This is a genomic window from Robertmurraya mangrovi (assembly GCF_034427655.1).
GTDB classification, from domain to species: Bacteria; Bacillota; Bacilli; order Bacillales; family Cytobacillaceae; genus Robertmurraya_A; species Robertmurraya_A mangrovi.
In genome coordinates, this window is record NZ_JAXOFX010000011.1 from 38,995 (window position 1) to 51,622 (window position 12,628).

Sequence of the window (12,628 nt, forward strand, 5' to 3'; positions counted from 1 at the left end):
CCAAAAACCTTCCAGTCTTATAAAATATTATACTCTCTTTTACGAAAAAAAGAAAAATCCGTTTCATAATTTTATAATTTTTATAGTAGAAATATAGAAATACTTTTTATTTGTGATTATTATGTGAATATTTTGGGAATGATAATAAAAAATGAATGGTTTAGGAAGGTGTGGATAAGATGGATTGGTCACTAGTAATTGTAATTGCAAGCTTTTTAATGATGGGATATTTTGTTTATTTAGCAGTTGCTGATTAAGAGGATTAGGAGAGACAACTTTCTCTCCTATTTTTTATTTTTCAATTGTGCCAAAATGAAATTTAGCTGACTTTCTCTTTATTGCTTGAAAACCATGCTCCTCAAACCTAGGACTCCGAAAATGGTCTTTTAACACTACTCGATATTTTGCTACTCTTAAAGCCTCTTTTATTGTTTCTTTAGTCAGACTCTCATATAGAGCAAACTTAGTTAAAGCTCTTATTCCGTCCGATTCTAATATACTTTCTTCAAACATGGGATCAAAATACACACAATCAAAACTTTCATCTTTAAGATCTTTAAGAACCTTTAATGACGTTTGGCTCAAAACTTCAATTCTACTCATTGCCTCATTGATTTCATTTACGCCTGAATCCCACTGACTTAGACCTGTTTTTACTATGTAAGCCAAAAATTTATTCCCTTCAGTTCCAAGAACTTTCCCTTTATTACCAACGGCAAAACTAGCAACAATACTATCTGAGGCTAAACCAAGTGTACAATCCAGAAGACTCATTCCTTTTTCAAGCTTTGCTGCCTCTAAAAAAGGATCATGTTCGTTTTTCTGAAGCCTTTTAATTCGAAACATCGCCGAATTAGGATGAAAGAAGAACGGCTCTATTTCATGGTTCGGAAACAGTTCTAATCTTTCTTTTCCTACAACAATGAAATCATCGTTATATATCGTTTGGAAATTCTGAACGGATAACTTTTTTCTTGGTTTGTAGCTCGAGTTTAGTTCGATGGCTATATTTTCTGCCTTTTGAATCATTTCATCATTTGTTCTACCAGCTGTTGTAATTATCATCTAATCACCTGTTCTTATTCTATCCATATACAAAAAGAAAAGGACGTCATTAAGACATCCAGTTCTTTAACAATTCTCTTCGAAAGCAGAATTAAGGTTCTCCATAATTGCTTCCATAGAGTTCCCTTCAATATCATGACGGTGAATAAAGTGCACAACCTCTTTACCTTTTAAAAGTGCCATTGAAGGTGAAGACGGTGGAATGTCACCAAAGTACTCACGCATTTTTGCTGTTGCTTCTTTATCTTGACCTGCAAAAACGGTTACAAGCTCAGTTGGCTTTTTATCGGAATTTAACACAGCTTGAGTTGCTGCAGGACGAGCTAGACCAGCTGCACAACCACATACTGAATTGATAACAACAAGAGTCGTGTCTTGTGTATTCTCCATATATTGCTCTACATCCTCAGATGTTGTTAATTCTTTAAACCCTGCTCGAGCTAATTCCTCACGCATCGGTTTAACCATTTGTTTCATATATTCTTCATATGCCATTGACATGTGTATACCCCTCCCATAACTATGTTTGCACTGTTAGCATACTATAATTATCGGGAAATATGCAATTTATGAGTTAACATATTGTGTCTATTTATTTAATATTTACTTTCTTTAATCTTCAAAGTAATCCGTTACAGCCCCTTTAGATGAACATGAAACAAGGCGTGTGTACTTCGCTAATGTTCCTCTTGCTAACATAGGTGGTGCTGTCCATTCTAGTTTACGGGCTTTTAATTCTTGTTCTGATAAATCTACCGATAATACTTGCTCTTCACTATCAATCGTTACCAAATCGCCATTTCTTATTAAGGCAATAGGGCCACCCACTTGAGCTTCTGGAGCGATATGTCCAACGACAAGACCATGTGTACCGCCAGAAAAACGACCATCCGTTAGTAGAGCAACACTTTCACCTAATCCTTTTCCTACTAAAATGGCTGAAATAGATAACATCTCTGGCATACCAGGACCACCTTTTGGTCCCTCATATCTTATTACTAACACATCGCCTTCTTTTATTTCTCCATTCGTAACGGCTAGAGTAGCTGATGCCTCATCATCAAAAACTTTTACCGGACCAGTCATTCTTTTTACTTTAAGACCAGATACTTTTGCAACCGCTCCATTTGGTGCTAAGTTTCCTTTTAAAACAACTAATGGACCTTGCTCTTTTAATGGCTGATTTAGAGGATAAATTACCTTCTGTCCTTCCTTCAAATCTGGACTTTCAGCTAGATTTTCAGCTAATGTTTTACCTGTAACGGTTAGACAATCACCATGCAGCAACCCTTCTGCTAGAAGCATTTTCATAACAGCAGAAACTCCACCAGCCTCATGTAAATCTTGCATTACGTATTTTCCACTTGGTTTTAAATCAGCAAGATGTGGAACTTGTTTTTGAAGTCGGTTGAAATCTTCTAAAGATAAATCTACTTCAGCCGCATGAGCAATCGCCATTAAGTGTAATATAGCATTTGTTGAACCACCTAGAGCCATCACTACTGTAATCGCATTTTCAAAGGCCTTTTTCGTTAAAATATCTCTTGGACGGATATCTTGTTCTAGTAATCGATAAACGGCCTTTCCAGCATCTAAACAGTCGTTTCGTTTTTCATCCGTTTCAGCTGGGTTCGAAGCACTTCCAGGTAAACTCATTCCCATTGCTTCAATTGCACTGGCCATGGTGTTTGCAGTATACATTCCTCCGCATGAACCAGACCCTGGACAAGCGTTGCATTCAATATGATGAAGCTCTTCTTTATTAATCGTACCATTATTGTATTGCCCAACACCCTCAAAAGCAGATACGATATCAATGTCTTTTCCTTTTAATTTACCTGGTTTAATGGTTCCACCGTAAACAAAGACGGCTGGAAGATTCATTCGAGCAATAGCCATTAGACAACCAGGCATGTTTTTATCACACCCGCCAATTGCTACAAAGCCATCTAAACTTTCGCCACCAACTACCGTTTCGATTGAATCGGCAATTAAATCACGACTTGGAAGAGAATATCTCATCCCTTCCGTCCCCATAGATATTCCGTCTGAGACAGTAATGGTATTAAAAATTAGAGGGGCACCACCAGCTTCCCTTGCACCTTCCTTCGCCTTAACGGCCAATTCATTAATATGTATATTACATGGGGTTACTTCACTCCAAGTACTTGCAATCCCAATCATCGGCTTCTTAAAATCCTCATCCTTAAAGCCAACTGCACGTAGCATCGCCCTATTAGGTGCTCTTAGTACATCTTCACTAATGACATGACTTCGAATACGCAAATCCTTGGTCAAAAAAATCTCCCCCTAAATTGTTTCTTTTCAATATAGACTGATTAAAAAGATATTGCAATAATTTTCACAAAATTTTTACTATTAATTTTCAGAATAATTTCTTTTTCACTTTAAAACTTGAAAGCGGAAGCGCTTTCATAAAATTCCACAAAAAAGAGATGCACTCAATCAAGTGCATCTCTAGTTAATATTTATTTATTTATTTCTAGCTTCTGTCATTTGTTTCCACACGGAGCCTTTTGCTTCTTCTCCATGTTCAATTCTCTCGATAGCTAGTTTAATTTGCATGCTTACTTCAAATTCCGGGTCATCCTCAGCTGTTTTTAAAGCTGGGAGTGCTCGTTCATCTCCAACTTCGTACAGATACATAGCTGCTCTCCAACGGACTAATTTACTATCGTCTTTTAGAGCTAATATCATTTCGTCCATAGCCTCTGTAAAGCCTAAATCAGAAAGACAATCTCCAGCTGTTCGTCTAACAGTAACCGTTTTATCTTTTAAAGCCTGATATAGAGCTGGTAAAACGTTCACATATTCAATCATTCCTAAATAAACCGTTGCTAATCTTCGGATGGATGCTTTTTCATCTTGTAACGCCTTTTCTAATAATGGAAGGTCATCAATTGTTGGATCGTCCATTTGCTCAAGAAGTTGATAACGCTTTCTCCAATCAGGATCATTCAAATCTTCTGGTTGTACTTTGATTTTCTTTTTAGCTTGTTTTTGCTCTGTTTGTTCACTGTTATTTGCTTGGTTTACTAAGTCAGTTAGTCTTTCATCCGGGTATGCAGCAATTAATTCTTCTACCACATCATTACCTACTTGATTAAAGTCACCGTAACGCACCCCAAACTCTTTCCATTTTCTAACCATTACTACATTGTCATCAGGCTGCTGGGCCTTTGATACCGCTTGAGTAAAAAGTTCAGGTAAACCGAATCGTTTTTCTTCCGTGCCATCCGTTAATTTTACTTGCATCGGAATTCCCTTGTACATTTGTACAAGCACTTTGACTTCCCCAAAATGTTCATTTATTTTATTCTCTTGTGACTCTTCAGTGTTTGCTTCTTCACCAAAAGCTTTTCGTACCTGTGGCAATAAATCTTTCCAATCGTACTTGGCATTTCTCTCGACGGCTAGAAAGTCAGCGACATGATAAACCCCTTTGATTCCTTCAATTAGTAAAATATCTTGAATAACTTTCGGAGCCCCTTCACTCGTGTCTTTTTTATAATTATTGCTTTTTCCCATTGCCAATTCTTCATTCAAATTAATTTTCATTGTATTTGGACTTGGTGTCGGTTCAATAGATAAGATTTTCATGCTCGTTCACCCTTTTTATTTAACAATTTGTTCATTTATATTAACATAATTGTGATCATGAATCATAAGATGTGCTTAATTGACTGGAAATTGATTGGAATCATTGAAAGTTTTGATTTTATCCGTGATTATTTTGATATATCCGCGATTTTCAATTTATATCCGCGCTTATTTCCATTTATCCGCGATTTTCGAATTTTATCCGTGCTTATTTTCATATATCCGCGATTATCAATTTATATCCGCGCTTATTTCCATATATCCGCGAACCCCAATCTTAACCGTACTTGCTTCAATATTTTTCCTAACAATAAAAAAGCTTGACCGTGTTAGCCAAGCTCCTCTCTTATCCATTATCTGCAATTTCCGATAAATAACTCCATCGTTCAATTAAATATTCTAGTCGCTCATTCAGTTCAGTTTCTTCTTTCATTAAAGCATGTGCTTTTTCAAAGTCACTTCCGGTCTTTGTCATTTCTACTGAAATTTCTTCTAACCTTGCTTCTACACTAGCAATGTTATCATCTATTTGTTCCCATTCCATCTTTTCCTTGTATGACATTCGGACCTTTTTCGGTTTTTCTATCTCTTTTTTCACTACAGGTTCTTCAACAACCTTTGTAGTTACAGGCTTTTCGGTTTGCTTTTCTAAAAACTCCGTGTAGTTTCCGTAGAAAGAGTCTATTTTCCCTTCCCCTTTTAAAACAAGGAGTTGTTCTGCCACTTTATCTAAGAAGTAGCGATCATGGGAAACAGTTATTACTACACCAGGGAATTCTTCTAAATAATCCTCAAGTACTGTTAGTGTTTGCGTATCCAAATCATTTGTTGGCTCATCTAGTAAAAGGACATTCGGTTCCGTTAGTAAGATTTTCAACAAATATAGTCGGCGTTTTTCCCCACCAGATAATTTGCGGATAGGGGTACCATGTGTAAATGTAGGGAAAAGGAATCGTTCAAGCATTTGAGCCGCTGAAATGGTCTTTCCATCTGAAGTATGAACGACCTGGGCCGTTTCCTTCAAATACTCAATCATTCGCTTATTTTCATCCATATCTTCGTTTTCTTGTGTATAATAAGCAACCTTAACCGTTTGACCAATTACAATTTCTCCGCTATCAAGCGGGATTTTTCCAGCCAGTATATTAAGTAATGTAGATTTACCTGTTCCATTTTTACCAACAATCCCCAAACGGTCACCTGGCTTAACAAGTAAATTAAAATCATCCAGTATAACATGATTGCCGTACTGTTTACTTCCGTCTTTAACTTCAAACACTTGCTTTCCGAGACGACTTCCACTCAATGCCATGTCAAGCTTTTCAGTTGATTTTACTGAACTCACTTGGTCATCCAATTGATCAAATCTTTGAATTCGTGCCTTCTGTTTCGTGGTTCTCGCCTTCGCGCCACGTCTAATCCACTCTAATTCTCTACGGTATAAATTTCTCTTCTTTTCAAGCGTCGCTGCTTCATTCTCTTCACGAATCGCCTTTGCCTCTAGGAATGCTCCGTAATTCCCTTTATACGCATAAAGATTTCCGCCATCTAGTTCAAACATTCGATTAGTTACTCGATCCAAGAAGTAACGGTCATGGGTTACAAGTAAAAGGGCCCCATTAAACCGACTTAAATAATCTTCTAACCACTTTACCGACTCATAATCAAGGTGGTTCGTCGGCTCATCTAAAATGAGTAAATCAGGAGATTGAATTAGCACTTGTGCAAGTGCAACACGTTTCCTTTGTCCACCTGAGAGCTCGCCGACTTTTTTACTAAAGTCTTCAATACCAAGCTTCATTAAGACTGTTTTTGCATTTGTACTTGCATCCCATCCATCTAGAGCATCCATTTTTTTCTGTAATTCAAAAAGGTTCTCTTGTACCTTTGAATCATTTGGATTTTCGTTTAATTGTAGTAAGGTAAATTCATAGTCTCTTAAAACCTCTAGGACAGGGGCATCTCCCTCAAACACTTGCTCTAAAACGGTTAAATCTCCATTTAAGTCAGGAGATTGAGCAGAGTAAGCTACTTTATAATCCTTTGGTTTTTTTAATTCACCGGAATCAGGTAAATCAATTCCTGCAACAATTTTTAATAAGGAGGATTTTCCCGTTCCATTTACTCCGATGAGCCCTACTCTTTCTTTCTCCGCAATTGTAAAAGAGATATCATTAAAAAGTTGTTTCTCTCCATACGTCTTTGTTACATTTTCAATTGAAATCAATTTCATTTTTACCATTCCAGTCATTGTGAAATTCTGTTAAAAATTGCTCCATGAAAGCATGACGTTTCTCTGCCATTTTTTTTGCCGTTTCTGTGTTAAGTCTATTCTTTAGTTTTAAAAGTTTCTCATAAAAATGATGAACAGATGATGATTTTCCTTTACGATATTCCTCAACCGTCATCTGCTCACGAACCGTTAGCTCTGGGTCATAAATAGATTGACCTTTTTTTCCTCCAAAGGCAAATGCCCTAGCTATTCCGATTGCGCCAATCGCATCTAATCTGTCAGCATCCTGTACAATTGCTGCTTCAATTGATGGTAAGGCAGACCCATTCCCACCTTTAAATGAGATTGAAAAAATAATGTCTAGTATATGTTTTTTTGTCTGAGTATCTAGGTTTATTGAATCTAAAAAAGAATGTAGTTTCTTTTCTCCAGCCTCTTTTGATTCATTTAATTTTTCATCGGGGATGTCGTGTAATAGTGCCGCCATCTCGATAATGAAACGGTCTCCTACTTTCTCTTGCTCCCATATGTGTAAGGCACTTCTATGGACACGTTCAATATGATACCAATCATGTCCAGTAGCATCTTCTCCAAGTGTCTCTTTTGCAAACTTCTTCGCTTCTTCAATCATTTTTTTCTGCAACCTGCCCACCTTCTTTCTTACCGAGTATTATTTTAACATGAAGAGGGGGATTCGTGCTGAAAAGAAAAAAGTGCCTATAATCAGCACTTTTTCATCGATCTATTCCCGTAAACCAGCTAACCCCAAGTGTGGCTTCTCCGGCATGAACCCCTACCGTTGCTCCAATTGGATACACACCAAACTTTACGTTAGGATAAATAGGTTGAAGCTCTTCCTGCCATTTTTTCGCGTCATTGTCATGTAAACCGTATAAAAAGTAAACCTCTGAGAATGGTTGCTTTTCATAAGATTCTTTTAAGTATTTTTCAATCTTATCTTTTGCTTTTCTTTCGCTTCTAGCTTTTTCTTTACTTTCTAACGCCCCATCGTTAAACGAAATGATTGGTTTTACATTTAACATGCTACCAAGGAAGAACTGTAGTCCAGACATTCTTCCACTGCGGTGAAGTTGCTCTAAGCTTCCAATTAATACCAACGTTTCATTTGTAGCGGCTATTTCATTAAGCTTTTGTTCAATCTCTTCCACTTCTAGGCCTTGCTCGTTTAACTCCATTCCTTTTTTGATCAATCTTGATAAAGGATAGGATAAGATTTTTGAATCTATCGTATATACTGGAATGTTTACCATTTGTGCGGCTTGTTGACTTGAAGAGCATGTACCGCTCAACTTGGCTGATACTAATATAGAAAAGATGTAATCGTATTCTTGCTCTAACTTTTCATATAAATCTTTAAATGCACCGATAGAAGGTTGAGATGTCTTGGCTGGTACTTTTAATGTAGGAAGTTTTCTATACAACTCTTCTGCTGTTATATCTACATCCTCTACATATTCCTTATCGTCGATCATAATGGTCATCGGCACTCTGTACAAATTTGTATACGCTTCCATTTCAGCATCTAAAAATGCTGTACTATCTGTTACCCATGCTATTTTCTTCAAAAGAATTCCCCCTTTGTTAGATTAAACATTATTCAAGGAATGGTTTTATTTTAGGAAAAAGTTTTACTGCCGTGTTAAAAAATACATCTTCGTGATGCTTTTCGGGTATTAAGTTTTTAATAAAAGTTATATACGGTTGGATTGGTATAAGCGGCCAATCGGTTCCGAATAAAAGCTTGTCATATGAATCGGTAAATTCTAAAGCATGACGGAGATGATCTAAAAATCTTCCTTCACTTTTCTTTATTAAGTCTTCTTCTGTTCCAACAATTAACCCTGATAAATCTGCATACACATTTGAATTCTTATAAACAATTTCTGCGCCTGTAAGCGTCCAAGGGTCTCCAAAATGAGCCATCATAAAATTAATATTTCGATGTTTCACTGCTACCTCATCAATTGTTAATGGATGAGAGTATTTTAATAGACCTCTTTCAGAATATGTATCTCCCGTATGAAAGACCACTGGAAGTTTGTATTTTTCAGCCATTTTATAGACAGGTTCATAAACTTCATCATATGCATAAAACGGATAATAGCCTAAATAGATTTTTATACCAACCACATGTGGCTTTTGAATCTCAACTTCTAATCTATTTAAGGCTTCTCCGTCCAGATTATACGGGTTTATACCAGCACAAAGAACGATATTATCCGGGAATGATCCATCTAAGTCTAACCCCATAGGTGTTTTAGCATCATAATCAGGAAAACCCATCCCAGCTGTTTCTGTTAAACCCATAGCGATTCCTAAGACAACGTTTGCATCCTTATATTCTTCTAAAATTCCTTCTCTAGAATAGTTAACAAACGATAATGTTTTTGCTGTTTCATGAAAGGATTTAATATTTGAAAAATGTAAATGAGCGTCAATAATTTTCATAGGCACTCCTACTTTTAAATTTTCCTATCAATACACAGTTTCGACCCTTTAGCATTGGTAAGAAATATTTTTGTTATGATAATATTTATTTTCACCATAAGATGATTAAAGTCCTTCCAGAAATAAAAAATTTTGTATAAAAATGAAACCTCACCATTGTTGGTGAGGCCCATACATTTCTATAATACCTTCTCTATATCACTAGCAATGTCTTTTGGGTTTGTATTTGGTGCATAACGGTCGATAACATTTCCTGATTTATCTACAAGGAATTTTGTGAAGTTCCATTTAACCGCCTTCATTCCAAGCACACCAGGAGCATTTTCTGTTAAGTATTTAAATAGAGGATGTGCATCCTGCCCGTTTACTTCAACTTTTGCAAACATCGGGAATGAAACACCATAGTTTAATTCACAGAATGATTGTATTTCTTCTTCATTTCCAGGCTCCTGACCCATAAATTGGTTACACGGGAACCCTAATACTTCAAATCCCTTGTCTTTATATTCTTCGTAAAGGCTTTGAAGTTCTTTAAATTGTGGCGTAAAACCACATTTACTTGCTGTGTTTACAATTAACAGTGCTTTTCCTTCAAATTGTTCAAGAGAAATTGTTTCCCCGTCTATTTTTTTTGCTTCAAATGGATATATACTCATAAAAGCACCTCCTATCGATAACTATAACGTCTCAAATTAGGAATATCCATTTTCAACTTTCTTTTGTAAGAAGTTTTTGCAGTTGATTTAAAGTCTCTACCATATAGTGAATCATCTCTACAAGGTCATCTATTTGTTCTTCTAAAATCAGACGATTAAAATCAATAGTAACAACGGTGTCCACGTTTTGTCCTTTGAGTAAGGGATTAAAAGAAACCTTTTGATTATAGTTACGTTCTTTGCCCCAAATATTAAACATGATTTGTTCAATATGGTTATGTATTCCCTCCATATTTATATGGTTTAAATGAAAATTAACCTCCACATAACAACCAGATTTTTCTTCCGACCTAGCTATAGGTAATAATTCAGCCGCTAAGTTTTCTAGAGCAGCTTGCAAGAGAATCGTGCACTTAACTGGGTGACTTTTTTTGTTTTGAAGATAAAAAGTTAATTCAAATAATCTAGATAATTTTGCTAGGTTGACTAAATCATTTCTATCCGTAACCGTAATCTCTCCACCTAAGTCTCTATCATATAATTCGCCCTCAATCACTACTTTCATATTCTCAAAGGCAGTTGGATCAAACATCATTTTTCACCCTTCATCTAAATTTAAGTTTCTCTACTTAAAAAAGCGGTAAAGCTCATACTTTACCGCTAGAGACGCCCTATTAATTCTAGAACAAGCCAACCGCATTTCCGTTTTCATCGACATCCATCTTTAAAGCTGCTGGAGCTTTTGGTAGACCTGGCATCGTCATTACATCTCCTGTTAGTGCAACGATAAAGCCTGCCCCAATGGACGGTTTTAACTCTCGAACGGTTACAACGAAGTCAGTTGGTCTGCCTAATTTTGAAGGGTCATCTGACAATGAGTACTGACTCTTCGCCATACACACAGGAAGATTACCCCAACCAAACCCTTCAAAATCTTTTAATTGCTTTCTAGCTTTTGAAGAAAATTCAACATCTTTTCCGCCGTACACTTTCTGTACGATTGTGCGGATCTTTACTTCAATTGAATCAGATACATCGTAAAGTGGAGCATAAGTTAACTCGTTACTTTCAATTTGTTTTAGTACTTTTTCAGCAAGGTCAATTCCACCCTTGCCTCCTTTTTCCCAAACTTCAGAAAGTGCGACAGGTATATTCTCTTTTTCACAAAGTTCAAATAAAGCCTGGACTTCCAAATCTGTATCAGAAATAAATTTATTAATAGCTACAACAAAAGGTAACCCAAAACTTTGAATGGTTTCAACATGTTTCTTTAAGTTCGCAAAGCCTACTTTTAAGGCTTCCACATTTTCGTTTACTAATTCTGTTTTCGGTACTCCACCATGCATTTTTAAGGCGCGAATCGTCGCCACAATCACTACTGCCTCCGGTTTAAACCCTGCGCTTCTTGATTTAATATGTAAAAACTTTTCTGCCCCTAAGTCCGCTCCAAACCCAGCTTCCGTAATAACGTAATCAGCAAGTTTACTAGCTGCAGTTGTAGCAATAACGCTATTACAGCCATGTGCGATATTTGCAAATGGTCCACCGTGGATTAAAGCTGGTGTATGTTCTAGTGTTTGTACCAAATTAGGTTTTACTGCCTCTTTTAGTAAAAGGGTTAGTGCTCCCTCAACACCTAAATCTCCCACTGTTACTGGTTGTTTATCTACATTATAGGCAACGACCATTCTAGATAATCGAAGTTTTAAATTTTGCAAATCCGTTGCTAAACATAGGACAGCCATGATTTCCGAAGCAACGGTAATATCAAACCCGTCTTCACGAGGAACTCCCTGGATAGGGCCTCCTAATCCGACAATTACCTTTCTCAATGCACGATCATTTAAATCTAACGCACGTTTCCATACAATTCGTCTTTGGTCAATGTTTAATGCATTTCCCTGCTGTAGATGATTGTCTATTAACGCTGCTAAAGCATTATTTGCCGTAGTAATGGCATGAAGGTCCCCTGTAAAATGAAGGTTGATATCTTCCATTGGTAGAACCTGTGAGTAACCTCCGCCTGTAGCACCACCCTTAATTCCCATAGTTGGACCTAGTGAAGGCTCGCGCATAGCTACCATTACTTTTTTACCTAACTGTTGAAAGGCATCAGCTAGTCCAACTGTTACAGTAGACTTCCCTTCCCCAGCAGGTGTTGGATTAATGGCTGTTACTAAAATAACTTTCCCACTTTTGTTCTCTTGAAGCTTTTTTATTGCACTAGATGAAAGCTTTGCTTTATATTTACCATAAAGTTCAAAATCATCATCTGTTAGGCCGAGTTTGTCTGCTATTTCGACTATAGGTTTCATTGTCGCTTGCTGTGCAATTTCGATATCTGATTTTACGCTAGATTTTACATTCATTGCCCTAAACCCCCATGCAATTATTTACTATTTAATAGCTGTTTTTTCATATATTTCTTGTCATACGAAAAAATGCTCTTACCTATTTATTGTACCATTTGGAAATCTTTATAGTATCAATATTTTTTGTTGAATGATTTTTTATCTGGCTTGTACATACAAAAACCATAAATAAGCAAGGCCTTTATTTATATAACCCAATCTTTCACCTATTA

General features: G+C 36.6%; 11 protein-coding genes. All 11 read right to left on the bottom strand.

What is annotated here, in order from left to right; translation table 11 throughout:
• Window positions 1–291: 291 nt before the first annotated feature.
• The 11 genes from SM124_RS15625 to SM124_RS15675 all read right to left on the bottom strand — a co-directional run bounded on the left by SM124_RS15625 (window position 292) and on the right by SM124_RS15675 (window position 12,413).
• Window positions 292–1,065, bottom strand: a complete 774-nt coding sequence (locus tag SM124_RS15625; protein ID WP_322447452.1) for a class I SAM-dependent methyltransferase — start codon at window positions 1,063–1,065, stop codon at window positions 292–294.
• Window positions 1,066–1,131: 66 nt separating this feature from the next.
• Window positions 1,132–1,566, bottom strand: a complete 435-nt coding sequence (locus tag SM124_RS15630) for a BrxA/BrxB family bacilliredoxin (RefSeq protein ID WP_322447453.1) — start codon at window positions 1,564–1,566, stop codon at window positions 1,132–1,134.
• A 111-nt stretch (window positions 1,567–1,677) separates the two neighbouring features.
• A complete protein-coding gene (gene ilvD / locus SM124_RS15635; protein ID WP_322447454.1) occupies window positions 1,678–3,363 on the bottom strand; it encodes a dihydroxy-acid dehydratase in 1,686 nt (561 codons plus the stop codon).
• A gap of 195 nt (window positions 3,364–3,558) precedes the next feature.
• Entirely contained in the window at window positions 3,559–4,686 is a 1,128-nt protein-coding gene (locus SM124_RS15640; protein ID WP_322447455.1) for a conserved virulence factor C family protein, read from the bottom strand.
• Window positions 4,687–5,032: 346 nt separating this feature from the next.
• Window positions 5,033–6,919 (bottom strand): ABC-F family ATP-binding cassette domain-containing protein, encoded by a 1,887-nt coding sequence (locus SM124_RS15645; RefSeq protein WP_322447456.1) that lies wholly within the window; start codon window positions 6,917–6,919, stop codon window positions 5,033–5,035.
• On the bottom strand, window positions 6,900–7,562 hold the full coding sequence (locus tag SM124_RS15650; RefSeq protein WP_322447457.1) for an HD domain-containing protein: 663 nt from the start codon (window positions 7,560–7,562) through the stop codon (window positions 6,900–6,902). The genes SM124_RS15645 and SM124_RS15650 overlap by 20 nt, the downstream gene beginning before the upstream one ends.
• A gap of 91 nt (window positions 7,563–7,653) precedes the next feature.
• Complete coding sequence (gene fakB, locus SM124_RS15655; protein ID WP_322447458.1) at window positions 7,654–8,505, bottom strand: DegV family protein; 852 nt, start codon at window positions 8,503–8,505, stop codon at window positions 7,654–7,656.
• A gap of 28 nt (window positions 8,506–8,533) precedes the next feature.
• The gene (locus SM124_RS15660) at window positions 8,534–9,388 is read right to left on the bottom strand and encodes an amidohydrolase family protein (RefSeq protein WP_322447459.1); all 855 of its coding nucleotides are present in this window, start codon (window positions 9,386–9,388) and stop codon (window positions 8,534–8,536) included.
• Window positions 9,389–9,567: 179 nt separating this feature from the next.
• Complete coding sequence (locus SM124_RS15665; protein ID WP_322447460.1) at window positions 9,568–10,044, bottom strand: glutathione peroxidase; 477 nt, start codon at window positions 10,042–10,044, stop codon at window positions 9,568–9,570.
• A gap of 52 nt (window positions 10,045–10,096) precedes the next feature.
• On the bottom strand, window positions 10,097–10,639 hold the full coding sequence (locus SM124_RS15670) for a hypothetical protein (protein ID WP_322447461.1): 543 nt from the start codon (window positions 10,637–10,639) through the stop codon (window positions 10,097–10,099).
• Window positions 10,640–10,724: 85 nt separating this feature from the next.
• Window positions 10,725–12,413 carry a formate--tetrahydrofolate ligase gene (locus SM124_RS15675; RefSeq protein WP_322447462.1) on the bottom strand — a complete coding sequence of 563 codons (1,689 nt, stop codon included), beginning with the start codon at window positions 12,411–12,413 and terminating at the stop codon, window positions 10,725–10,727.
• Window positions 12,414–12,628 lie beyond the last annotated feature (215 nt).

Excerpts from the sequence above, each read along its gene's own strand:
- SM124_RS15670 (WP_322447461.1), bottom strand. The coding sequence starts at position 10,639 with ATGATGTTTGATCCAACTGCCTTTGAGAATATGAAAGTAGTGATTGAG.
- SM124_RS15645 (WP_322447456.1), bottom strand. The coding sequence starts at position 6,919 with ATGAAATTGATTTCAATTGAAAATGTAACAAAGACGTATGGAGAGAAA.
- SM124_RS15665 (WP_322447460.1), bottom strand. The coding sequence starts at position 10,044 with ATGAGTATATATCCATTTGAAGCAAAAAAAATAGACGGGGAAACAATT.
- SM124_RS15675 (WP_322447462.1), bottom strand. The coding sequence starts at position 12,413 with ATGAATGTAAAATCTAGCGTAAAATCAGATATCGAAATTGCACAGCAA.
- SM124_RS15640 (WP_322447455.1), bottom strand. The coding sequence starts at position 4,686 with ATGAAAATCTTATCTATTGAACCGACACCAAGTCCAAATACAATGAAA.
- SM124_RS15625 (WP_322447452.1), bottom strand. The coding sequence starts at position 1,065 with ATGATAATTACAACAGCTGGTAGAACAAATGATGAAATGATTCAAAAG.
- SM124_RS15630 (WP_322447453.1), bottom strand. The coding sequence starts at position 1,566 with ATGTCAATGGCATATGAAGAATATATGAAACAAATGGTTAAACCGATG.
- SM124_RS15660 (WP_322447459.1), bottom strand. The coding sequence starts at position 9,388 with ATGAAAATTATTGACGCTCATTTACATTTTTCAAATATTAAATCCTTT.